General features: G+C 72.4%; 18 protein-coding genes. 5 read left to right on the forward strand and 13 right to left on the reverse strand.

What is annotated here, in order from left to right:
* Window positions 1-617 precede the first annotated feature (617 nt).
* The 3 genes from AB0G50_RS32005 to AB0G50_RS32015 form a co-directional block, all read right to left on the reverse strand.
* The gene (locus tag AB0G50_RS32005; protein ID WP_360116329.1) at window positions 618-2,687 is read right to left on the reverse strand and encodes a molybdopterin cofactor-binding domain-containing protein; all 2,070 of its coding nucleotides are present in this window, start codon (window positions 2,685-2,687) and stop codon (window positions 618-620) included.
* A 90-nt stretch (window positions 2,688-2,777) separates the two neighbouring features.
* On the reverse strand, window positions 2,778-3,239 hold the full coding sequence (locus AB0G50_RS32010; RefSeq protein WP_360116332.1) for a (2Fe-2S)-binding protein: 462 nt from the start codon (window positions 3,237-3,239) through the stop codon (window positions 2,778-2,780).
* Window positions 3,240-3,327: 88 nt separating this feature from the next.
* The gene (locus tag AB0G50_RS32015) at window positions 3,328-5,367 is read right to left on the reverse strand and encodes a diguanylate cyclase (RefSeq protein ID WP_360116335.1); all 2,040 of its coding nucleotides are present in this window, start codon (window positions 5,365-5,367) and stop codon (window positions 3,328-3,330) included.
* 267 nt (window positions 5,368-5,634) lie between these two features.
* On the opposite strand from AB0G50_RS32015, the gene AB0G50_RS32020 reads away from it, so the two are divergent.
* Window positions 5,635-6,294: a transcriptional regulator gene (locus tag AB0G50_RS32020; protein ID WP_360116338.1), complete on the forward strand. Its 660-nt coding sequence runs from the start codon at window positions 5,635-5,637 to the stop codon at window positions 6,292-6,294.
* Window positions 6,295-6,367: 73 nt separating this feature from the next.
* Here AB0G50_RS32020 and AB0G50_RS32025 read toward each other — a convergent pair whose 3' ends face one another.
* Both AB0G50_RS32025 and AB0G50_RS32030 read right to left on the reverse strand, forming a co-directional pair.
* Window positions 6,368-8,497 carry an EAL domain-containing protein gene (locus AB0G50_RS32025; RefSeq protein ID WP_360116341.1) on the reverse strand — a complete coding sequence of 710 codons (2,130 nt, stop codon included), beginning with the start codon at window positions 8,495-8,497 and terminating at the stop codon, window positions 6,368-6,370.
* A gap of 176 nt (window positions 8,498-8,673) precedes the next feature.
* Complete coding sequence (locus tag AB0G50_RS32030) at window positions 8,674-9,885, reverse strand: cysteine desulfurase-like protein (protein WP_360116344.1); 1,212 nt, start codon at window positions 9,883-9,885, stop codon at window positions 8,674-8,676.
* A 239-nt stretch (window positions 9,886-10,124) separates the two neighbouring features.
* Between AB0G50_RS32030 and AB0G50_RS32035 the strand changes: the two genes are divergently transcribed.
* Both AB0G50_RS32035 and AB0G50_RS32040 read left to right on the forward strand, forming a co-directional pair.
* Complete coding sequence (locus AB0G50_RS32035) at window positions 10,125-10,466, forward strand: Lsr2 family protein (RefSeq protein WP_360116347.1); 342 nt, start codon at window positions 10,125-10,127, stop codon at window positions 10,464-10,466.
* Between the two features lie 1,103 nt (window positions 10,467-11,569).
* Entirely contained in the window at window positions 11,570-12,190 is a 621-nt protein-coding gene (locus AB0G50_RS32040) for a DedA family protein (protein WP_360116350.1), read from the forward strand.
* 229 nt (window positions 12,191-12,419) lie between these two features.
* On the opposite strand, the gene AB0G50_RS32045 is transcribed toward AB0G50_RS32040, so the two are convergent.
* The 7 genes from AB0G50_RS32045 to AB0G50_RS32075 form a co-directional block, all read right to left on the reverse strand.
* Window positions 12,420-13,013 carry a hypothetical protein gene (locus AB0G50_RS32045; RefSeq protein WP_360116353.1) on the reverse strand — a complete coding sequence of 198 codons (594 nt, stop codon included), beginning with the start codon at window positions 13,011-13,013 and terminating at the stop codon, window positions 12,420-12,422.
* A gap of 67 nt (window positions 13,014-13,080) precedes the next feature.
* Window positions 13,081-15,438 (reverse strand): immune inhibitor A domain-containing protein, encoded by a 2,358-nt coding sequence (locus AB0G50_RS32050; protein WP_360116356.1) that lies wholly within the window; start codon window positions 15,436-15,438, stop codon window positions 13,081-13,083.
* A 183-nt stretch (window positions 15,439-15,621) separates the two neighbouring features.
* The gene (locus AB0G50_RS32055) at window positions 15,622-16,215 is read right to left on the reverse strand and encodes a hypothetical protein (protein WP_360116359.1); all 594 of its coding nucleotides are present in this window, start codon (window positions 16,213-16,215) and stop codon (window positions 15,622-15,624) included.
* Window positions 16,212-17,825, reverse strand: a complete 1,614-nt coding sequence (locus AB0G50_RS32060) for a substrate-binding domain-containing protein (protein WP_360116362.1) — start codon at window positions 17,823-17,825, stop codon at window positions 16,212-16,214. Before AB0G50_RS32060 ends, AB0G50_RS32055 begins: the two co-directional genes overlap by 4 nt.
* Window positions 17,822-18,973 carry a toxic anion resistance protein gene (locus AB0G50_RS32065; RefSeq protein ID WP_360116365.1) on the reverse strand — a complete coding sequence of 384 codons (1,152 nt, stop codon included), beginning with the start codon at window positions 18,971-18,973 and terminating at the stop codon, window positions 17,822-17,824. Before AB0G50_RS32065 ends, AB0G50_RS32060 begins: the two co-directional genes overlap by 4 nt.
* Window positions 18,973-20,061, reverse strand: coding sequence for a hypothetical protein (locus AB0G50_RS32070; protein WP_360116368.1), 1,089 nt, complete (start codon window positions 20,059-20,061; stop codon window positions 18,973-18,975). The genes AB0G50_RS32065 and AB0G50_RS32070 overlap by 1 nt, the downstream gene beginning before the upstream one ends.
* A 106-nt stretch (window positions 20,062-20,167) precedes the next feature.
* Window positions 20,168-21,451, reverse strand: a complete 1,284-nt coding sequence (locus AB0G50_RS32075; RefSeq protein ID WP_360116371.1) for an MFS transporter — start codon at window positions 21,449-21,451, stop codon at window positions 20,168-20,170.
* Between the two features lie 115 nt (window positions 21,452-21,566).
* Between AB0G50_RS32075 and AB0G50_RS32080 the strand changes: the two genes are divergently transcribed.
* Window positions 21,567-22,361, forward strand: a complete 795-nt coding sequence (locus tag AB0G50_RS32080; protein WP_360116374.1) for a TetR/AcrR family transcriptional regulator — start codon at window positions 21,567-21,569, stop codon at window positions 22,359-22,361.
* A gap of 11 nt (window positions 22,362-22,372) precedes the next feature.
* Here the strand turns inward: AB0G50_RS32080 and AB0G50_RS32085 are convergent, their stop codons facing one another.
* Window positions 22,373-22,654, reverse strand: a complete 282-nt coding sequence (locus AB0G50_RS32085) for a zinc-ribbon domain-containing protein (protein WP_360116377.1) — start codon at window positions 22,652-22,654, stop codon at window positions 22,373-22,375.
* Window positions 22,655-22,902: 248 nt separating this feature from the next.
* Between AB0G50_RS32085 and AB0G50_RS32090 the strand changes: the two genes are divergently transcribed.
* Window positions 22,903-23,661 carry an SAM-dependent methyltransferase gene (locus tag AB0G50_RS32090; protein ID WP_360116380.1) on the forward strand — a complete coding sequence of 253 codons (759 nt, stop codon included), beginning with the start codon at window positions 22,903-22,905 and terminating at the stop codon, window positions 23,659-23,661.
* Window positions 23,662-23,924 lie beyond the last annotated feature (263 nt).

Here is a 23,924-nt window from a genome sequence, read left to right on the forward strand (position 1 = left end):
ACCGACCGGTGCCGGCCACGGACCCGTTCCGCGGCCGGCACTGTTCGTTCAACAAGAGAATCGCCCCCTGGTTCAACGACAGGATCGTTGAACAACCAGACAATCCCACGATCGACAGCGCCGGCACGCAGAGAGTGCCGAGGCTGCGTGTGGCGCCGGGCCGCGGAGAGTGCAGAGGTCACGGAGGGTGCCGAGGTCACGGAGCAGACCAGGGCTGCGGAGGACGTCAGGGCAGCAGAGAACCGGCCGGGCCGCGGAGGGTGCGCGGCTGCGGAGAGCCAGTCGGGCATTGCGCCGAATTCCGCGATACCGCCGCGACAACGCGATCGACGCGACCGGCACGACCGACTTCCGGGCGCCGCACGCGCAAGCCAAGATTTCGGCACGCCTGCCCGCTGCCCGCGCGACCACCCGGTTCTCGATCATTGTTCCCACCGCGCCCGCGCCATTCCCGAACCGCCACCGCTCCCCCGACGGCACGCACACGGCACGCACTTTGCGAACCGCCACCACTTTCCCGACGGCACGTCTTTCCAGACCGGCACGGCATCTCCAGACCGGCGCGGCATCTCCGGACCGGCGCGGCGTTTCGGCCGTCTACCCACCACCGGTGCGATTCAGGCGGTCTCGCCGAAGTACGGCATTCCGGTGACCGGCACACCCGTCACCGCGGCGAAGGCGGCGGACAGGGCCGCGGCGGCGGGCGGGTAGGCCAGTTCGCCCAGGCCGCCCACCGGGTGGTCCGAGGGGACGATCACGACGTCCACCTCCGGCGCGCGGTCGATCCTCGTCCAGGCGTAGTCGCGGAAGCTCGACTGCTGGACCCGGCCGTCGCGCACGGTGATCCGCGCGCCGGTCACCGTCGCCACGGCGTCCATCACCGCGCCCTCGACCTGGGCCCGCACGCCCGACGGGTGCAGCGCCACGCCCACGTCCACCGCCGCCGTCACCTTCAGCGCCCTGGTCGCGTCCGTCGTCGCCACCACCGCGATCGCCGAGTCGTAGTCCGCGTGGCACGCCACACCGCCCACCTCGCCCGCCCGCGCGACCGCCGCGTCCAGCACCCGGCGCAGCCGCGAACCCGGCGGCAGCAGGCGACGGCGCAGGTCGGCCTGGCCGAGGCCGGCGCGAAGTCCCAGCGCCGACAGGAAGTTCTCCTCCGCGTACCCGAACTGCCCCGCGTACACCGACCGCCAGAACCCCGTGCGCAACGGCGCGGGCGACGACGTCACGGTCACCTCACCCGGCACCGAGTACGGGAAGTGGTCGCCACCGGCCCGGATGACCGCGGGGTTGTCGAACACCGGCAGGACGGTCAGCGGCCACGTCGCCACCTGGTGGTGCCGCCACGTCGGCACGCCCGCGCCGTCCACCACCGCGAACAGGCGGTGCACCGACATCGGCCGGTACGAGTCGTGCTTCAGGTCGTCCTCGCGGGTCCACTGCACGGTCACCGGCGCGTCCGCCGCCCGCGCGCAGGCGACCGCCTCGAACACCACGTCGGGCTCGATCCGCCGGCCGAACGCCCCACCGGCCAACGTCGGCTCGACCACCGCCGGCACGCCCAGCCGGGCCGCGAGCAACGTCCGCAACCCACCCGGGTCCTGCACCGGCGCCCACACCGCCACCCCGTCCGCGCCGAACCGCGCGGTGGCGTTCGCGGGTTCCATCGGCGCGTGCGCCAACAGCGGCAACCGGTAGGTCGCCGACACCACCGGCCCGGGCGCGACGGGCGGTGGCGGCAACGACGCCTCCAGGTCGGCGAGCCACCGGCGGCTGTCCGCGTCGGGCGTGCCGCCGGTCCACGTCACGCGCAGCAGGTCCCGCCCCCGCAACGCCTCGGGCATCGTGCGCGCGACCACCGCCACCCCGCCCTGCGCGCCGACCGCGGGCGTGAGCACCACGACCCGCACCACGCCGGCCGAGGACCGCGTCGCGCCGTCGTCCACCGACGCCACCGAGGCGCCGAGCCACGGCGGCCGCAGCACGACCGCGACCAGCGTGCCCGCGGGCCGGGTGTCGATCCCGTACCGGGCCCGCCCGGTCACGATCGCCGTCGCGTCCACCCGTCCGGCGTCGGTGCGCCCGAGCAACCGCCACCTCGCCGCCGGCAGCAACGACACCGCCACCTCGGCCGGGTCCAGCCGCGCCGCCTCCGCCACCAGCGCCCGGTACCGCAGCGACCCCCGTCGCCGGTGCCGCACCGAGCCGTCCCGCGCCTCGCACTCCTCGACCGGCACCCGCCAGCGCCGGGCCGCCGCCGCGACGAGCAGGCACCGCGCCTTCGCCGCCGCCCACCGCAGCGGCTCGTGCAGGTGCCGGGCGGAGGAGGAGTTCGCGACCACCTGCGAGCCGTACCGCGCGGTGTCACCGGTGGCCTGCTCCAGCACCACCTCGGCGGGCTCCACCACCAGTTCCTCCGCCACCAGCAGCGCGACCACGGTCCGCACGCCCTGCCCGGTGTCGGGCTTCGGCACGGTCGCGGTGATCCGACCACGCGCGTCCAGCCGCACGAACACCGTGGGCGCGAGCACCGCGCCGGACCCGGCCGGCGCGCCCACCACCAACACCCCGCCGACGAACTCCCGCCGGGTGATCACCCCGCACCACCCGCCGGCACCACGCCGGCACAAGCCCGCCAGGTGATCACGCCACACCACCCACACCCACCGCCGGTACGCGCCCACCCGCTCCCACCACCGACACCCCACCGGCGGGCGATCACCGCGCACCCACCCGACCCACCGCCGGCACCCCGCCGACGAACGCCCGGGTGATCACCCCTCACCGCGCGCGAGCCGCGCCGCCCGGCGCACCGCCGACCGGATCCGGGTGTAGGTGCCGCACCGGCACACGTTGTCCCGCAACGCCTCGTCGATCCGCGCGTCGTCCGGGTCGGGGTCGCGGGCCAGCAGCGCGACCGTCGTCATGATCTGCCCCGGTTGGCAGTACCCGCACTGCGCGACGTCCAACTCCCGCCACGCGCGCTGCGCCGGGTGGTCGGACAACCCCTCGATCGTGGTCACCCGACCGCGACCCACCTCGGACACCGGCGTGACGCACGGCCGCACCGCCGCACCGTCCACAAGGGACGTACAAGCACCACAGGCGCCCACGCCGCAGCCGTACTTCGGCCCGGTCAGGCCGAGTTGTTCGCGCAGCGCCCACAGCAGCGGCGTGTCGCCGGGCAGGTCCACCTCACGCCGCGAACCGTTGACGTGCAACCGGTATCGGGTCACCGCTCCCCCGTTCCGAGCCGAGAACCCCATCGTGGCGGCACCGGCCGGACCGGGCAATGCCCCGATCAGTCGCCGATCGACCCCGGGTTCAGGGCAGCCGGGTGCCGGTCCGGGACGGGAAGTCGAGGTCGCCGACCGCGCGCTGGTCGAGCAGCCCGAGGAACAGGTCGACCACGTCCGGGTCGAACGCGGTGCCGCGCGAGTCGCGCAGTTCGCGGACCGCGGCGTCGTGGCCCACCGCGCCGCGGTAGGGCCGGCCGGAGCGCATCGACGCCCACGCGTCGCACACCGCGACGATCCGCGCCTCGACCCGGATCGCGTCGCCGGACAGGCCCGCCGGGTAACCCGAGCCGTCCCAGCGCTCGTGGTGCTGGCGGACGGTGTCGGCCACGTCCACCTGGTCGCTCGACACGCCGACGAGGCGCGCGCCGCAGTCCGGGTGCGCGCGGACCCGTTCCCACTGCCGCGAGGTCAGCGGACCCTCCTGCGCCAGCAACTCCTCCGCCAGCACGATCATGCCCACGTCCAGCAGCCGTCCGGCCCGGTGCGCGGTGCGGACCTCGGTCTCGTCCAGGCTCAGCCGTTCCGCGACGGTCCGCGCCCACGCCGCGATCGCGAGGCTGCGCCCCGGGCACGCCAGCCGCAGGTCGACCAGGTCCGCCGCCTGGTCCAGGTAGTCGAGCAGCACGTCCGGCGCGGCCGGCACGGAGGTGCAGGCGACGGCGCGGTCCCGGCCGGACTCCTTGGCCAGGTACAGCGCGCGGTCGGCGACCGACACCAGCGCCGAGGCGGTGCCGTGGTGCGGCGCGAACGCGGCGGTGCCGGCGGACACCGTGACGGTGACCGAGTTGCGCCCGCTGACCGCGATCGGGTGGTGCGAGACGCCGTGCCGCAGCCGTTCGGCCAGCCGGGTCAGGTGCTCGGCGTCCGCGCCGGTGGCGATCAGCGCGAACTCCTCGCCGCCGTACCGGGCGAGCACGCCGTCCTGACCGGCCACCGCGCGCAGCCGGTCCGCGACCTCGACCAGCACCCGGTCGCCCGCCGGGTGCCCGAACCGGTCGTTGATCGACTTGAACCGGTCGACGTCGAGGATCACCACGCCGAGCGGCGCGCCCGTGCGGCGGGACCGGGCCACCTCCTCGGCCAGCCGGGCCTCGAAGAACCGGCGGCTGCGCAACCGGGTCAGGCTGTCGGTGATGGCGAGCAGGCGCTGGTCGACCGCGAGCCCGGCCAACCTGGTCGCGGTGAGGGCGAACAGCACCGCGCAGCCGGCCGCGATCACCGGCACGTCCCGGCGCTCGCCCTGGGCGTGCTGCACGATCAGCACGATCGGCCCGATCAGCGCGCCGGCGGACAGGATCGCGAGCCGGGGCCAGGTCAGCCGCGGCGCCGGCACCTCGGTCGGCTGCGCGAGCCTGGCCATCGCCGGGTGCAGCGCGCACGCGCCGAGCGCGAGGTTGCCGGTCAGCCAGATCGCGTCCAGGAAGTTGCCCGCCTCGTAGCTGAGCGACAGGCGTTGCAGCACGTAGACCGTGTCGGCGGTGAGGATCGCGGCGAGCCACCCGGTCAGCAGCACGAACGGCGCGCCCCGCCGGCCCGCGCCGAAGAACAGCCGCAGGGCCGCGAGCAGCAGCACGAGGTCCATGAGCGGGTAGGCCAGGGAGGTGAGCTCGATCAGCACCGGCGTGCCGAGCCGGGTCTGCGGTCCGATCACGAACACCCAGGACAGCAGGCCGGCCACGACGGTGAGCGACACGGCGTCGATCAGGCCGGGCAGGTCGCGGTCCGAGCGCCGGCGGCGGATGAACACCACCAGCGCCACCACGACGAGCGGGTAGTGCGCGAGGTAGAGGGCGTCCGCGGAGGACGGGTACTCGGTTTCGGCGAACACGTAGTGCGCGGTGTAGAACGTCGTGTCGGCCGCGGCGTAGACCAGCTGGCTCAATCCCAGGACGACCCACGGCGCTTTCGCGGCCGGGCGGTTGCGGAACAAACCCCAGAACACGGCGATGGCCGCGGACGCGCTCACCGAGCAGTAGACGACGACCCGCAGCGGAACGGTGGTCAGGAACAGGGGCAGGGCGTAGTAGACGCCCACCGATAACAGTCCCACGACCAGGTAGTCCACCCAGAGTCGGTGTCGCCTCCCGGCCGGGATTGCGCGACTGTCGACCGGTTCGGCTCCAGCGGCGCGCAATCCCTGCTCCTGTCTGCGGCTAGGCGATGGCTCCATTGGGCGCAGCCATGAGACCGGTAAACCGAAGCGCGGTCAATGGTTGTCGCCAACTCGTCATCCTGGTGGGGTGGAATGCACGTGCGGGTGCACGGCCCGGTGGTAGGCGGACGACGATCCGGGTGGATAGGGTACCGACGAGTGCGAAGGGGGCTGGGGCCGATGACAGAAACCGGCGCTGAACTGCTGGAACGGGTGCGCGCGGTGATCGCGGGCGGCACGAATCGACTGGTGCCGCTGATCGCCGCCGGAACGGCGCCGCGCAGTGCGCTGCGCGCGTTGGCGGCCGAAGAGCACCTCATCATCCGGAGTGACTGGCGAGCCTTCCTCGTGTTGGCGTCGCAGGCCCGCGGGCACGCCGCACGTGAGTTCTTCTCGTCGGTTGCCGGCGGCGAGGGACTCGCGTTGGCCAAACTGGGCGGTTTCGCGGCAGCCACCGGATTGTCCGCGGACGAGTTGGCCGCTTATCGGCCGTCGGCGGGCACCCAGGCGTACCCGTCGTACGTGACGTGGTTGACGTTGAACGGGAATCCGGAAGACGCGCTGCTGGCGATCCTGGCGAACTTCGCCGAATGGGGCGGTTATTGCGCCACCATCGCCGACGCGCTGCGCGCGCACTACGGTTTCGACGCCGAGGGCACCGCGTTCTTCGACTTCTTCGCCGAACCCGCGCCCGAACTGGACGAACTGGGCCTGCGCGCGCTGGACGAGGCCTTGGCCGCCGGCTGGCGGCCCACCACCGCGATCGACTACGCCCGGCTCCTGCACGAGTACGAGCTGCTGTTCTGGAACACCCTGGCCGACCGGCCGCCGGCGCCGTGACCCACCGCCGATCCCGCCGGAACCCCCGTGGCGCCGGCGGGGTCGGCGATCCCGACCGGGCACCGGCGGCTCACTACAGGCGGCCGCGGACCGAGGGTTGGGCGTCCCAGCGGTCGGCGAGGTCGGGTCGGCCGAACAGGTAGCCCTGGGCGTAGGCGCACCCCGCGCCGCGCAACCACTCGGCCTGCGCCGGCGTCTCGATGCCCTCGGCCACCGTGTCCGCGCCCAGCACCTCGGCCAGGTCGATGATGCAGCGGACCACGCCGGCGGTCCGCGACGTCTCGCCCAGCGCGCCGGTGAACGACTTGTCGATCTTCACCACGTCGAACGGGTACCGCTGGAGGTAGCTCAGCGACGAGTAGCCGGTGCCGAAGTCGTCCAGCGCCACCTTGACCCCGGTGCCCCGCACCTCCATCAACCCCCGCATCGCGCCCTCGTCCGCCCAGACCGACTCGGTCACCTCGATCGTCAGCCGCTCCGGCGGTAACCCGGTGGTCGCGAGCACCCGGTCCAACGACGGCAGGAACGCGGCGGAGGACAGCTGCCGGGTCGACACGTTCACCGTCACGCCCAGCTCCCGCCCCTGGTCCCGCCACCGCACCGCCTGGTCGCACGCGCCCGCGAGCACCCGGTTGCCCAGCGGCACGATGAGGCCGGTCTCCTCGGCCAACCCGATGAACGCGCCGGGCCCGAGCAGCCCCTGCCCCGGCCGCTGCCACCGCACGAGCGCCTCGGCGCCGGTGACCACGGACGTCGCCAGGTCCACGATCGGCTGGTAGTGCAGCACGAGCTGCCCCTCCTCGACCGCGGTGCGCAGGTCGGCCTTGTCCCGCTGCCGCGCCAGCACCTCCTCGGCCATCTCCCGGCGGAACAGCCGCATCCGCGAGCCGCCCTGGCGCTTGGCCACGTACATCGCGGTGTCGGCGTCGCGGAGCAGTTCGGCCACGCCGTCGCCCTCGCCGCCGACCGCGACGCCCACGCTGGCCCGGATCACCAGGTCGTAGCCGAGCCCGGCCAGCGGTCGGCCCAGCTCGGTCAGCACGCGGGTGGCCAGGCGGGCCGACTCGCGCACGTCGTGACCGGGCGCGAGCACCGCGAACTCGTCGCCGCCGATCCTGGCCGCGACGGCCACCGGCCCGACCGCGGCCGCGATGCGCTCGGCGGCGGACCGCAGGTACCAGTCGCCCGCCTCGTGCCCCTCGGTGTCGTTGACCTCCTTGAACTGGTCGAGGTCGACCACCAGCAGCCCGACGACCTCGCCCGACCGCAGCGCCTCCTCGAGCAGGTGCAGGAAGTGCGCCCGCCCGGCGAGCCCGGTCAGCTCGTCGGTCTCGGAGCGCAGCCGCAGCGCCTCCTCCCACTGCCGCCGCTTGCTCACGTCCACCGCCGCGACCAGCGTGTGGTCGGGCCCGGTGGTCCGGTCGACGGTCGCGGTGTGCACCGAGAGCACGCCGTCCGAGCCGTCCGGCCGGGGCACCCGCACCTCGACCGGCTCCACGTCGGCGCCCAGGCACCCCCGCGAGCAGCGGGTGATGTCCGCGCCGTGCGGGCAGGGCACGCGTTCGGGCCGGCCCGCGTCCCAGCCGAGCAGCGCGCGGGCGCGGTCGTTGTGCAGCCGGGGCTCGCCGTCGTCGTCCAGCAGCACCAGGCCGACCGGGCTGGCCCGGACGACCGCCTCGACGGTGCGCGCCGCGTTGTGCGCGAGCCGCGCCGACCACACCGTCTGGTGCAGCGCCATCGAGCCGATCACCAGGCCCACCAACGGCATCAGGCTGGCCGCCAGCCGGTCGCCGTCGACGCCGCCGTCGCGCACCGTCCACCAGACGAGTCCGATCAGGTAGCCGACGACCACCGGCACGGCCTCGCGCGGGTACTGCCCCGCGCCGCCGCGCACCGAGCGCCGGACCGTGACCGCGAACAGGAAGCTGATGGTGGGCTGCGGGGTCGGCAGCACCAGGAACGCGGCGAACGCGACGACGCCCTCCACCGCGGACATCGGCCAGCCGTCCTTGTCCGGCAACCACAACCAGCTCGCGAGCAGCAGCGCGACCAGGCCGGCGGGCACCAGGCGCACCGGGCTCGCGTCGGCGAGGGCCAACTGGAGGGCGAAGGCGACACCCGACACCCAGGAGAACGCCGTGGTGAGCCGGACGATGCGGCGCAACCCGGCCGAGGGGGCCTCGTCCAGCGGAGCACGAGCCACGCCCGGTTACCCCCAAGTCGCTGATGCGGTCGGTCCAATTCCCACTGGGAAGACCGCACTATCCTGACGCCGCCGACCCGGTGCAACCGCCATTCGGGTGATCAATCCCCCTTGAGTCCACTGTGGACGGATCCGGTCCGCCGTCCGTCCACAGTGGACTCCACGCGCGGCGGGCCTCAGCCGGTCTCGACCACGAACCGGGTCAGCCCCTCCAGCAGCCGGTCGACCTCGTCGTCGGTGGTGTAGGGCGCGATGCCGACGCGCAACCCGCCCGCGTCGCCGAGCCCGAGCCGCCGCGAGGTCTCCACCGCGTAGAAGGAGCCGGCGGGCGCGTTGACGTCGCGCACCGCGAGCAGCCGGTAGGCCGCGGCCGGGTCCCGGTTCTCGAAGGTGAGCAGCAGGGTCGGGGTGCGCAGCCGGGCGCGCGACCACAGCGTCACGCCCGGGACGTCCTCCAGCCCCTTCTCCACCCGCTCGCGCAACCGGCCCTCGTGCGCGGTGATGTGGCCGAACGCGGACCGCAGGCGGGTGCGCCGGTCGCTGGTGGCCGTGGTGGCCAGGTCGGCGAGGAACTCGACGGTGGCCGTGCAGCCGGCCAGCAGCTCGTAGGGCAGCGTGCCGAGTTCGAACCGCTCGGGCACCTCGTCGGAGGACGGCACGAGCTTGTCCGGCGCCAGCTCCTCCAGCACCTCGGGGCGCGCGGCCAGCACGCCGAGGTGCGGCCCGAGGAACTTGTACGGCGAGCAGGCGAAGAAGTCCGCGCCGGTCGCGGCCAGGTCGACGGACTCGTGCGCGGTCAGGTGCACGCCGTTGACGTGCAGCAGCGCGCCCCGCTCGTGGACCAGCGCGGCGATGTCGGGCAGCGGCGGCCGGGTGCCGATGAGGTTGGACGCGCCGGTCACCGCGACCAGCCGGGTGCGGTCGGACAGCACGGCGGCCACGTCGGGACCGGTCAGCTCCCCGGTCTCCGGGTCGAAGTCGGCCCACCGCACCACCGCGCCCACCGCCTCGGCGGCCTGCACCCACGGTCGCACGTTGGCGTCGTGGTCGAGTCGGGTCACGACCACCTCGTCACCCTCGCGCCAGGTCTTGGCCAGGGTGCGGGACAGGTCGTAGGTCAGCTGGGTCGTGCTGCGGCCGAAGACCACGCCGCGCGGATCGGCGCCCAGCAGGTCTCCCATCGCCCGTCGGGCCTCGCGCACCACGTCGTCGGCGGCGCGCTCGGCGGCGGTCACCCGGCCGCGGTTGGAGATGGACGAGGTCAGCGTCGCGTGGATGGCCTCCGCGACCGCGTCCGGCACCTGGGACCCGCCGGGTCCGTCGAAGTGCGCGATGCCGGACGCGAGCGAGGGGAACCTGGCCCGGAGGGCGTCGACGTCGTAGGTCATGCCACCCACTCTGGTGGTACCGGCGACGATGCTCAACGCCCGGTAACCGGGGCGTTGGAATCCCGCCGCGGCCGGAAGCCGGGGGTAAACAGCGGGGGCCATTTCGAAAAAGGCGCGTTGCGGCGTAGCGGACAACCGCCGGGTCGGTATAGTGCGCGGTATTGCGGAGCCGGACGCCCGTAGATAGTGCGCAGCGCCACTCCACACCCTGTTGTCGCGATGGATTGGATTCACTGAAGATGGCTCAGAAGACCATCGTCGAACTGATCGACGACCTGGACGGTGGGACGGCGGACGAGAGCGTGACGTTCGGCCTCGACGGCGTCGAGTACGCCATCGACCTCTCGTCGGAGAACGCCGGTCGGCTGCGCGAGTCGCTGGCGCCGTTCGTCGCGGGCGCGCGTCGTGCCGGTGGCCGCAAGGCGCGTTCCGCGACACGGACCGCGGTCAAGGCGGGCGGCGACCGGGAACAGAACCAGGCGATCCGGGAATGGGCGCGGCAGGAAGGCCACGAGGTCTCCGAGCGCGGCCGCATCCCCCAGAGCCTGCTGCTGAAGTTCCAGGAGGCGCACGGCTCCTGACCAGCACCGTCCCGACCCCGTCGTGCGCCCGTCAGCGGGTGGCGCGCGACGGGGTCGGTCATTTCCGGGGGTGCCGCTACGGCTACCCGAAGTGACCGCGCGGGGGGCTCGGGACATTTTCGGAGTGCGCCTCCGGACAGTTTGTAACTCCACCGGTGGCTGCGCCGATGGTCAGTCAGCATCGTTGGAGGTGGGACTTGGGAACGCTTCGCTCGGTTACCGGTCGACGGGCCGGTCGGTCCCGCCAGTGGGCGGCGCGCGGGCTGGTGGCCACGTTCCTCGTGCTGGCCGGGATTCAATTCGCCCTGGCCGCCGCCGACGGACTGTGGTGGCCGGTGGGCGTGGCGCTCGGGTCGATCGTGGCGGCCGCCACACTGGTGCCCGCGGCACGACCCCGGCGGACACCTTCGAGAAACCTCGTGCGGCCGCCGAATCACTTCCTGGAACAGCGTTATCGGATTCCCCACCACCCCCTCGACCAGGCCGCGGGCGAGCACCGTCGAGCCTCCTGACACAACCGGGGCGCGGATCCACCCACCCGGCGGGCCACGTCACGAATGGGTCACTTCGCCGATTCACCCTCACCTTCCGCGCCCGGCATTCGACTCGTAGGATCGTTCAACAACCCACTCGCGTACCTGGCCGGAGACGCCGTTCCGCCGAGCCCTTCCCACCGGACGTCCGCCGGACCACGCGTCCGAAAAGCCGGGGAGGCCGCGCTTTCGCGGTTCCACCGAGCGGAACAGGGCCTGAGTCGCACGGTGCGGCGCGCGCACGCCGACGGAGGGGTGAAGGGCCCGGCAATCCCGAATTCCCCGCGACGAATCGCGGTGGCCCCGTCTTCCGCGCCCATCCCGTCCGGGCCGGGCGACCTCCCCGCCGTGTCACCGCCGATCGGCGGACGACGCGGGCGTCCCGCGGTGCCGGCGGAACGCGCCGCCACGTCCCGGATCACCCGCCGACTCCCGATCACCCCGCGCGCACCCCGCCGGCGAGGGCCACAGGTCGGCGAACACCGGCCGTCGAAAGAGCGGGGAACGCGGGCGCGGCCCACCGCTCGGGGTACCGTGACGCCGTCGATTCCCGGGTGTGGAGGTTCGGACGTGCCGGTCGAGCAGTGGCTTGAGCTGATCCCGCCGCTGCTGGTGTACGTGGTGGTCGGGCTCGTGATCGGCGTCGAGAGCCTGGGCATCCCGCTGCCCGGCGAGATCGTGCTGGTCACCGCGGCCCTCATGGCGTCCCAGCACGACGAGCTGAACCCGATCTGGGTGGGTGTCGCGGCCTCCGCCGGCGCGATCGTCGGCGACAGCATCGGCTACGCCATCGGACGCCGGGGCGGGCAGCGGTTGTTCGACTGGGCGGGTCGCAAGTTCCCCAAGCACTTCGGGCCGCAGCACGTCGACCGGGCCCGGGAGTTCTTCGCCCGGCACGGCGCGTGGGCGGTCTTCTTCGGCCGGTTCGTCGCGCTGCTGCGCATCCTCGCGGGCCCGCTCGCCGGGTCGCTGCACATGCCCTACGGCAAGTTCCTCGCCGCGAACGCGGGCGGCGGCATCGTCTGGGCCGGCGGCACCACGGCCGCCATCTACTACCTCGGCGTGGTCGCCGAGAAGTGGCTGCACCGCTTCTCCTGGCTGGGCCTGGTCCTCGCGGTCGTCTTCGGCCTCGTCACCACGTTCGTCGTCCGCCGCAAGCTCGCCAAGAAGCACGAGGACGCCCCGCTCTAGCGCCACCGGCATTCCCCGCCGCCGGAGAACCGGTGCCGGGGGCGGCGCGCTCGATTCGATCTTGCCCGCCGCGGGATTCCACCGCGGCCGGCGCGAATCGACCGGGAATCGGGTGGCGCGGGGCGCGACGGCCCCGCTTCCACCGAATCCGCCGCGAGGTCGGGAATTGCGGCACCGGGAGGTCCGGAACCGGGGCGCTCGCGGTGAACCCGTCGACGCGGTCCCCCGGTCAGCCGCCGATCAGTGCGGGCACCAGCCGCTCGAACGCGCCGAAGTGGGAGGCCCTGATCGAGGCGTAGGCGTCGTCACCGGTCGCGGCGGACTTGGTCTGGAGCACGATGTCGACCGGCTGGCCGAGGTCGGGCAGGTTGATCAGGGATTTGCCCCTGGTGTTGGCGACCCGCGCGTAGTGGCCCGCGACCTGGCGCTGCTCGTTCGCGGTGTAGGAGCCCTTGAGGTTGTCGAACAACCGGGTGCCGTCGGCGAGTTTGTCGTCGTACACCGAGATCTCGACGAACTCGACGTCGGAGCGGCCCGTCGACGGGAAGGTCCACTTCCCGTAGGCGCGGATCGCGCCGGACGTGCCGGGGTCGGCCGAGCAGGTCGCCCGGTCCGCGGCGACCGCGCCCGCGTTGAGCCAGGACACCAGGTCCGCCGCCTTGATCGTGTCGCAGAGGCTCGCCCGCACCGGGCCGGCCGCGATCTCCTGGGTCGGGTTCGCCGGGGACGAGGCGCTCTGCGCGTTCTGCGCCTGGCCGCAGGCCGTCGCGGACAGTCCACACACGAGGATCAACCCGACCGCCGCGCCTTGAGATCTCACCATGTCCCACTACATCGCCGGCGGGGCGCCGGACGTGACAGTGGATCGATCACGTCCGGCGCCGGCGACGCTACTTCGTCTTGTAGAGCTTGACCTTCAGGGAGGTGCCCGCCTGGGACAGCACCTTCAGGCCGACGCCGACCGCGGGCAGCTTGACGCCCGTGTTCGGGGTTTCGGCGTACCAGTACTGCTTGGTGTCGTCGAACGTCGGCCGGGGTGCCTGGCCGCGCACGTACGACGCCTTCCCGTTGACGTGCAACGTGAACGAGTCGGACTTCTGGAGGCCGAACGGCGCGTCGTAGCCCGCGACCGTGGCGGGCCACGGCTGGCCGTCCAGGTTGTAGATCGGCGCCGGGTTGGCGTCGATCGGTAGGATCAGGCCCTCGCCCTGGTGCTCACTGGTGTTGTTGTCCAGGTACGCGGTGTCCCACAGCGACACGAGAAGGCCGTCCTGGTAGGGGAAGTGCTCCACCCAGCGCGGCTTGTCCGGGAAGCTGTACCGGTACGGGCCCGTCTTGTTGTACTTGCCGTAGGACTCGTAGGTCCGGTTCGACGCGATGTAGAACTGGTCGAACGCCTTGGTCTCGCTGCCGCCGGTGGCCCGGAAGTTCTTCAGGGTCCAGCCGGTACCGGTCTCCGCGCCGTCGGTGAACAGCGGGGCGCCGTCCGCGGTCACGGTGATCTCGTCGGCGAAGAAGCCCTGGAGGGCCAGGCCGCCGTCGGTCCGGTAGGCGATGCGCAGCTTGGTGTTCTTGCCCGCGTACGCGTCCAGCGGCACCTTCACGTCGACCCACTTGCCCGCCGACGAGCCGCTGATCGCGGGCGCGTCGCCGGAGTCGCGGATGAACGGCTTGCCGTCCACGGTGCCGTCCAGCTGGGTCCAGCTGCCGTCCGCGTTGGCCGCCTCGACGTAGAGGTAGTCGAAGTCCTGCTCGATCTCGAAGCGCGCCTTGAGCGACAGCGACGCCGAGGTCTTGCCGGTGAGGTCGACCGGGCGGCTCATGGAGTTGTCCAGGTCGTTGCCCTTGTCGCTCCACCACATCTTCGAGCCCGCGAACGGCGTGCCGTAGTCGAACGTCTTCTTCACGTCCGGCAGCACGACCACGAGCCCCTGCGCCTTGGCGCTGTTGTACTCGTGCGGTCCGAGTTCGAACGTGCGCTCCTGGCCCGCGACGCCCACCTCGTAGTCCAGCCAGCCGAGCTGGAGCTTGTCCCACGCGGACAGCTCGTTGGCCCGGGTGCCCGGCGCCTCGTTCGGCTCGCCGACGCGGGTCTGGCCCATCAGCGACCACCAGTTGACGCCGTTGGTGCCGCCGAGCGAGGTGTCGTAGTGGTCGGGCAGGCCGAGGTCGTGGCCGTACTCGTGGGCGAACACGCTCACGCCGCCGTTCTCGGGCTGCATGGTGTAGTCGCCGACCCACAGGCCGGTGTCGCCGATGGGCGCGCCGCCGAGCTTGTTGGTGCCCGGACCGGAGTTGTAGTTCTTGAACGCGTACCCGCGGTGGCTCCAGATGGCGTCCTCGCCCTGCCACGGGTCACGGTCGGCCTGGTCGCCACCCGCGTGCACGATCTGGAAGTGGTCGATGTAGCCGTCGGGCTCGTTGAAGTTGCCGTCGCCGTCGTAGTCGTAGCGGTCCCACTCGTCGTAGGCCGCGAGGTCGGCGCGGATCTGCTCGGTGGTGCGGCCCGCGGCCTTCTGGTCGGCGACCCACTGGGTGACGGCGTCGCGGACGAGGTCGTAGGCGTTGTTGCACAGGTTCGACGAGCACGGGTAGCCGTCGGAACGGCCGTAGCGCGCCTCGTTGTACTTCACCTTCACCCAGTCGGTGACGGTGCCGTTGACGCTGTAGCGGCCCGACGACTGCTTGTCGTAGTAGTTGGCCACCGAGTTGGCGCCCGGCGCGGTGGAGAAGTACAGGTTCTGGAAGTACTGCTTGCTGAAGTCCGACTGCCAGATCGTCGTGTTGTCGACGGCCCGGTTGGGCTGGGGGATCTGGTTGTGCCGCGGCCCGTCGAACCGGACCGGACCCGCCGTGGCGGGCGAGGTGTCCTGGTCGGGGTACTGCGGGTGGCGCTCGTCGCCGAACTCGGCCAGCACGACGAAGATCTTGTCCGTCTTCTCGCGCTCCAGCTCGACGTACTGGTCGACCTTCGCGCCGTTCTTCGCGCCCTTGTCCTTGGCCTTGCTGCCGAGCTTGACGACGGTGCTCTCGCCGCGCTTCTCGGTCGTGGCCTCGCCGGTCAGGACCTTCGACAGCGCCTCCTGGCGGAGCGCGCGCCGCTTGTCCTCCAGCGGGTTGGGCAGTTCGTCGGCCTTGGCCTGGGCCTGGTCGACGGGCGCCGCGGGCGGCGCCGCGACGGCAACGGTCGGCACGAACCCCGCCGTCACCAACGCGAGCGCGGCGGCGCTCACGATCAGTCTTCGCACGGTTCCCCCTAATTCCGGGTGACTGGACACACGTGCGGTGACCTTAGGTAGCAGATCGGCTGCGCAACACAGCCGGAAGTTGGGTGTGTTCCCGGGACTTGGTTCCCCTTTCGGGCGAATTTCGGGATCACTCGACCAGACGCAGTAGTGACGATCAGCCAACCCGGACAGACCGGGCGCGGCTCACCTCTCGTCGCGCTCGCGCAGGTAGCGGGTGTGGTCGGCCTGCCGCGTCACGTCCCGCGCGTACACCTGCTCGGCGACCCGGTGCGCCTCGGTCTCCAGCAGGTCCAACTGGGCCACCAGCTCCTCGCCCGCGCTGGGCTCCCCGGTGGACCGCCGCTTGACCGCGAACCACCACGGCAGGTTCAGGTAGGTCTGCACGGACAGCGGCAGGTCGGTCCTGGCCAGCCGCAGCACGGTGTGCCGCAGCTCCGGGTCGGCCGCGAGCCGCGCCGGTTCGGCCAGCAGGTCGGCGAGGATCGCCGCGATCCGGTGTACCGAGTCCACCGTGGACTCGGGCATCCGGGAGGCGCGGTCGCGCACCGACGCCACCAGCGCGTCCAGCTCCGCCCGCACCCGACCCGCCTCGGTGACCGCGTCCACCGGCACCAGGCGCACCCGTTCCGGCGGCGCGAGCAGCGCGCCCACCGCGTACAGCGCGACGACGACCAGCGGCCAGACCGGACCGACCACACCGGTCAGGTACAGCGCGAGTCCGACGAGACCGCCGACGCAGCCGACGAGGTTCTTGGTGGAGCCCAGGTAGCGGATCACTGGTAACCGCGGATCTCTTGGAAGACGTCGCCGAGCTGGGCCGACCGCGCGTCGAACACCTTGCCCCCGGACAGCGACGCCACCGTGGTCAGCTCGTCGCTGCTGCCCTCGCCGAACAGCACCGTGAACACCGGCACGCCCTTGACCGCCCGGCTCGGGTAGGAACCCCGGAAGTCGGCGAAGGTGGAGCCGTTGGAGTTCTCGCCGTCGGTCATCAGCACGATCGAGGTGAACCGGTCCGGGTCCTTCTCGACCAGCGGTCGCATCACCTCGAACGCCCTCGAGAGGCTGTCGTAGATGGCCGTGCCGCCGCCCGCCTCCAGCGTCTGCGCGTAGTTCTTGATCTCGTCCAGCTGCGGCTGCGGGTTCTGCTCGGGCAGCGTGAACGTGCGCGGCGAACCGGGTGTGGTGTTGAACGGCAGCAGCGTCACCTCCTCGCGGCTGCGGAACCGGCGGAACCGGCCGGTGAGCGAGCCGTCCGCGCCGGTGAGCCCGACCAGCGCGGTGCGCAGCGCGTCGATCCGGTCGCCCGCCATGGATCCCGAGGTGTCGAGCACGTACAGCGTGCGCGACGGCCGGCGCAGCTCGTCGAAGTAGGCGGCCAGCAGCCCGTCGACGGCCTGCGGGTTGGTCGGGAACGGCAGTTCCACCAGGTCCTTCACCGCGAACTGCGCGCCGAGGTCCACGCCGGGCACGACCGGCCGGCGCCGGGTCGTCTCCATGATCCGCTTCTGCACGTCCGGGGTGCGCAGGTGGTCGGAGAGCCTCTGGTGCGCGTCGCGCGCATCCTGACCCGCCGAGGACAGCAGGGTCAGCGGGTAGTCCGCGGTGACCACGCCGTCGCTCGGGTAGACCAGCGTCAACGGCTCGGGCAGCTTGCCGGAGGCGTTGAGGGACAACAGGACCGACTCGTAGTTGACCAGACCGTCGACCGGCGCGCCGCCGTCCTGCCCGCTCGCCCGCCGCTGGTAGGCGTCCGACAGCCAGCCCGAGGAACCGGCCGACAGCGTCTGCGCGCCGAAGAACTCCTTGAGCCTGGGCGTGACCGCGGCGATCTGGCCGGCGTCGATCGCGGTGCCCGCGCCCGCCAGTGCCGACGCCACGCCGACCAGCGCGCTGAACCCGGAGTTCGACGCGGACGGGTCGGTCATGCCGTAGCTGAACGCCTTCTTCCCCGCCTGCTCGGCGATGTCGCCCCAGCCGACCCGCTTGTCGGTCCAGCCGAGCTGCTTGGCCTTGGACTGCGACAACCCGAGCACCACCGGCGAGGACATGATCTTGACCTGGTTGCCGAGCCGCTTGGCCGCGTCCGGGATGCCGGACAGGTAGCGGTTGGAGGAGAACCAGATCGCGTCGTACTTGCCGTCGACACCGCCCGCCGCCAACTGCTCGGCGCCCTCGAGCGTGCCGGTGAAGGTGAACTTGACCGTGATGCCGGTGGCCTTCGCGGCCTCGTCCAGCACGGGTTGCAGGTCGGCCAGCTCACTGCCCGCGAGCACCCGCAGGGTGCCGGGTGTCGCCGGTCCGGCGGGTTCGGCCGGGTTCGGCGCGTCGTCCGAACAGCCGGCGAGCAGTCCCGCCGCGAGCACGGCGGCGAGCAGCTTCTTCATCGGTCCCCCTCGGCGGCGGCCGACTCGTTCGAGCGGCGCAGGTGGTCTTCGGCGCGGCGGATCTCGCCGGACAGCGCCTCGACGGTCGCGGCCATGGTGCGGGCGGCGTCCGCGCGGTAGCCGTCGACGGCGTCCATCGCCGCGTAGATCCGGTCGAACGACGTGCGCAGCGTCTCCACGGCCACCGCCGGGTCGCTGCCTATCCGGCGCACCTCGGCGCCCTGCAACTCCAGCAGCTCCGAGTTGGCCCGGATCAGGCCGTCCGTGGTGGCCTGCAAGGCGTTCACCTCGTCCAGCACGTCCCGCTGCCCCGCGAGCGCGCTGCTCACCAGCAGCGCGACCCGCAACGCGGCGACCGTGGTCGACACGGCCCGCTCGACGCCCCGGATCAGCTCGTCGTTGTTGCGCCGCACCAGGTCCAGCGCGAGGTAGCCCTGCGCGCTGACCGCGAGCTGGGTCAGCAGGTCCTGGTGGCGCTGCCGGATCGAGTACTGCACGTCCGAGCGCAGCGCGCGGGCGCGCATCGGGTCGGTGAGGTCGAAGATGCCCGCCTGCCGCTCGACCGCGGCGTCCACCGCCTCGGCGAACGCGGCGGACTCGGACAACCCGATCATGCCGCGCCACAGGCGTTCCCGCTCGCCCTTGATCGCCGCGTTGTCCCGCCGCAACAGGTCCTGCCTGCCGCGCAGGGCGAGCACGAGGTGGTTCACCGGCTCGTTGGCCGCCCGGTACCGGTCGAGCGCGCGCTTGGCCGCGCCCGCCGCCGGGAACACGCCGAACAGCTTGCGCCCGGTGATCGGCAGCTTCGACGGGTCCAGTTCGGCGACCGCGCGCCGCAGGTCGGCGAGGCTCGTGGTGGCGCCGGTCTGCGGCGAGTCGGCCCGCAGCGCCCGGGCCGACCGGTCCAGCATCGCGCCGGCGACGCCCGCCGCCGCGCGCATGTCCGCCTCGCCGACCGCGAGCAGGTCGTCCAGCACCGCGGTGAACTCGGGCGAGCGCACGTCGAGCGCCTCGAGCCTGCCCGCGAACAGCTCGGCCCGGCGGCCGATGTCGGCCCTGGCCTCGTCGGTGATCGTCATCAGACCCGCGGCGCGCTCGACGGGAATCGGCGCGACGGGTTCCGGTGGGGTGAGCGCGAAGTCGTCCATCAGTACTGCTTCGCGATCTCGTCCAGCATGCGCTCCAGCGTCTCGAACGACGGCGGTTCGATCGCGTCGACCAGGTCGGCGGGCACCGGTGCCTTGGCCTGCCCGACGACGTCGGCGAACAGCCGGGGATCGGTGGTGCGGAAGCCGAACGTGGCGGCGAGCCGGCCGAGCTCGGGGTCGGTGGTCAGCAGCTGCCCGACCTTGTCCCCGTTGCCGGACAACGGGACCAGCGTGTGCTTGGAGTAGATCGTCGGCGCGGTGTAGAGCAGCCGCATGTCGTCCCGGATCGAGCCGTCCGCGCGCACCAGCCGGTCGACGTACTGCGACTCGTAGATCAGCGCCATCGGGGTTTTGCCCATGCCGGCGGACAGGTAGTCCTCGAACGGGCCCTCCGTGCTGTTCTGGGTGTAACCCTGACCCAGGAACAGCTTCGCGACCTCCGGCAGCACCTTCTGCGCCTGCGCCTCGTCGCTGACCACCGCGTTGCCGTTGGCCACGAACGACGCGATCGCGAGGTACATCGCCGCCGAGTTCGACTCGCGCGGGTCCGTGGTGGTGACGAGGACGTTCTTGCGCGCGGGGTAGGCGGTGTTGCCGTCGAGCTGGTCCCAGCGCCTGCCCGGCTTGACGATCTTCTCCAGGTACGGCCCGATGTCGAGCACCCGGTAGTCGCCCGCGCCCTTGCGCACCACGCCTTCCTTCTCCAGCAGCGCCGCGATCGGCTCGAAGGTGGCGATCGCCATCGGCGACTGGAAGGGCGTGTAGACCGTGGTCACCTTGCGGTCGCGCTGGACGCGCTGCGCGGCGGGCGAGGACGACGGGAACACGAACTCGTACTTGGCCAGATCGACGCTGGTCGCGATCTGCCGCGAGCCCGCCGAGTCGACCTGGACCACGAGGCCGTGCTTGGCGAACGCGTCCACCACCCGCTGGTCCCGGAAGAACGCCTCCTTCTCGGAACCGATGACACCGCGCACGGTGGTGAGGTCGGCGGTGCCCGGGGAATCACCCGGGCGACCCCACACCACCACGGCGACCACGCCGAGCAACAACACCACTGCGAGGCCGATGGACAACCGGCGTTTCACGACGTTCACCCCAGTTCCGCTGTTCGGGCCGATCTTCCGTCACGTCCGGTGTGTTTGACGTGCGAAGGGGAATCCCGAAGAAGAACGATCAGTGAACGACAGGTGACTATTCGATCGGCGCGGGGTCGTTCTTCCGACCGCGCACCGCGTGCACACCCGCCGCTGCCGTGCCGACACAGAGCGCGGTCGCGCTGAGCGCCAACGACGTGTGCACGCCGACCGCGGTGCCGAGCAGGCCGACGGTGAACCCGCTGCCCGCGCGCAACCCGCCCGAGGACATGCCGTAGAGGCCGAGCACCCGGCCGCGGTCGGCCGGCTTGCTGCGCAACTGCACCACGGTCTGCGTGATGGACATGGACGCGAGGCTCGCCACGCCGCCGACCACCAGCAGCACCAACGCGAGCGCGTAGTTGCCGGTCACCGCGAACCCGATGCCGGACAGGCCGTAGATCGCGGTCGCGATGAGCGCGGACCGCACCGTGGACGGGATCCGGCCGGTGGCCTCCAGCAGGATGCCGCCGACCACACCGCCCGCGCCGTTGGCGAACAGCAGCACCCCGTAGGCGAGGCCCGCCGAGTCCGCGCCGAGGTCGTTGGCGAAGATCGGCATCGAGGACTGGAGCGAGGCGCCGATGAAGAACGAGCCGAGCCCGGCCAGCACGATCATGCTGACCAGCGTGCGATCCGTGCCGACCTCCCTGAGCACCCGCAACGACTCCAGCGCGCCGACCCGCGCCCGCACGTGCTTGTCGCGGGTGTGCCCGGTGAACTTGGTGCGCAGCAGGAAGAGTGTCAGCGGCAGGTAGAACAGCACGTTGACGAAGATGCCCGCGATCGGGCCGAGCCCGAGCAGCAGCGCCGAGCCGACCACCGGGCCGAACAGGATGCCGAGGCTGCGGAACGTGGCGTTGAGCCGCACCGCGCTCGGCAGTTCCTCCGGGCCGACGAAGTCGTGCAACATCATCTGCTCGGCGGGTGACCACAGCGCGCCCGCGATGCCGTGCAGCACGAGCAGGACGCACGCCTCCCACATGTGCAGCGAGTCGGTGACGAACAGCACACCCCAGGCGACCGAGACCAGCATGAACAGCACCTGCGCGGCCTGGATGACCCGGCGGCAGTCGAAGCGGTCGGCCAGCGCGCCGAACCACATCGAGAACAGCAGGAACGGCAGCCAGTGGCTGATCACCGCGAACCCGGCCAGCGCGGGCGAGTGGAACTTCTCCCACAGCACCCAGTAGGTGATCACGTGCTCGATGTTGTCGGCCATCATCGCGAGGCCGGTGCCGAACAGGTACGGGCGGCAGTCGCGGTTGCGCAGTGCGGCGAACCTGCGTGGCGCGGGAGCCGGTACCGGCTCGTGGGTCGGTACACCGCAGGCGGCACACATCTCCGGTCGGTTTCCTCTCGGGTTCGCCTCGCACGGCAGGGCTCGGCGCGACTACCGTAGGCGCACCGTTGCGTCCACTCTAGGACCTGAGCGCACGGCATGGGAAGGAGACCCAATGATCCGACCATCCCGCCATCACGGAAACCGGCACGGCCGCAGCGAGGAGGCCAGGCGCGCGGTGCTGGAGGCCGCCGACGGCCTGCTGGTCGAAAAGGGGTTCACCGGCGTCACGATGGAGGGCATCGCGCTGCGCGCGGGCGTGGCCAAGCAGACCGTCTACCGCTGGTGGAGCACGAAGACGGAGGTGCTGCTGGACGCGTTCCTCGAGGACTCGGCCGAGGAGCTGGTGCCGCCCGACCACGGCGACCTGGCCGCCGACCTGCGCGACTACCTGCGCCGGCTCGCGCATTTCCTGGGCGGCAGCGAGTCCGGCGCGGTGTTCCGGGCGCTGATCGCCCAGGCCCAGCACGACCCGGCGTTCGCCGCGGTGTTCCGGGAACGGCACCTCGACGCCCAGCGCGCCCGCGACCGGCTGCCCCTGGAACGCGCCCGCGACCGCGGCGAGCTGCCCGGGTCGGTGGACGTGGCGGCGGAGACCGAACGCCTGGTCGCGCCGCTGTACTACCGCGTGCTGGTGACCGGCGAGCCGCTGGACGAGGCGTTCGCCGACGCGGTGGCGCCCGCGCGCGAGCTGTCCGGCCGGGTGCGCGACCCGGACCGCTTCGCGGCGCTGCTGGGCCGCTACACCGGGTGCGCGGTGCCGGCCGGCGCGACCTCCGGCGACGGGTTCGCGCTGGGTCCGCTGACGGTGCGGCTGACCCGGTCCGCCGACGGGGTCGACGTGGTGGTGGCGGGCGTGGTCGACCGCGTCCTGGCCGCCCGGGTGGAGACGTTGTTCGACGTGCTGTGACGCGGCTCAGCTCACCGGTGCGGTTGCTGCTGCCCCACCGGCTGCTGGGGGTGGACCGGCTGGTGCTGCGCGAGCAGCTGCTGGGCCTGCTCCTTGGTGAGCCGGTTCGTCACGCCGCAGAACGCGCACTGGATCGAGTGCTTGACGCCGATCGGGAACAGCGGGATGAAGAAGAGGGTGAACTTGGTGACGTTCTTGCGCAGCGCGTGTGCGGCCGGGTTGCCGCACTGCCCGCACACGAGGGTCAGCATGGCGAGGACGAACACCTTCGTCCGGTAGCCCCAGATGATCAACGTTCCGCCCTTTCCCGCTGTCTCGGTCGTCGCCCAGCCTCGCACAACGGGGGCGGACTCCGTGCCACGTTCCCGGAATGTCCGGGTCGGACCGCGCGCGGTGTTCGGAGTGGACGGCCCTGGGCTCGGCGTTCGTCGGCCGCGGCTCGGGTTCCGCGGCGGCCGGCCGCCCGCGGCCGGGCGCGTCCCCGTCGTCCGACCGAAGCTCGGCGCTCGACCTCGGCTTCCGCGCGGCTAGGGTGCCGGGCGTGGAGAAAGGACGGCCGTCCACCACCGCGCGCTGGGTCGCGGCGCAGCGCGGCGGGTTCGAGCGGCCGCGTGCGCCGTTCGGCGACCCCGACGCGGACGAGCGGCTCGGGCTCGACGTCGCGGGCGGACTGCGGCCCTCGCCCGACGCGCCGCTGTACCGGTACCTGATGGCGCGCACGGCGTTCTTCGACCGGGTCGTGCTCGGCGCGCTGGAGCGGGACGTGCGGCAGGTCGTGGTCGCGGGCGCGGGGTACGACGGGCGGTCGTCGCGGTACGCCAAGCCGGGGGTGCGCTGGTTCGAGGTCGACCACCCGGACACCCAGCGCGACAAGCGCGCCCGCCTGGCCCGGCTCGGCGTGGTGACCGATCACGTGACGTTCGTGCCGGCCGACTTCACCACCGACGACGTGGCCGCCGGGCTCGCCGAGGTCCGGCGGGACCGGCCGACGCTCGTGCTGTGCGAGGGCGTCGCGGTGTACCTGGACCTGCCGGTGCTCAGGTCGCTCCTGCACGCCCTGCGCACCGCCGTCGGACCGGGCAGCCGGCTCGCGATCAGCCTCTCGGTGGACCGCGGACCCACCCCGACCCGCACCCGGTTCCGCGAGGCCGTCGCGGCGGTCGGCGAACCCGCGCGCACCTCGCTCACCGCGCCCGAGGCCACCGACCTGCTCGCCACCACCGGCTGGCGCCTGCTCCCCCCGACCCACCCCCGCGCGCACCGCGTCGGCCTGGCCATCGCCGAAGCCGACTCCCGGTAGCGGTTCGCGAGCAAGGACCACAACCCGCCGTTCGTGCCGTTCGCGCCGACACCCCGAGCGGCGGTGGTTCACGGACCAGGCCACCACCCGCGATCTACCGCGCCGGCACCTCCAGGCAACCCGGCTCGCGTGCCCGGCCACCACCCGTGCCCCGACCCGCGGCCGTCCGCGGGACGGCACCGGGACCGAGAAGCACGACAACCACGTGCTCAAGTCCACGTTCGAGGGCAACGAGATCCGCATCGTCAGCAACGGCGCGCAGG

It is taken from the genome of Actinosynnema sp. NPDC020468 (assembly GCF_040642015.1).
In the GTDB taxonomy this organism is placed as follows: Bacteria; Actinomycetota; Actinomycetes; order Mycobacteriales; family Pseudonocardiaceae; genus Actinosynnema.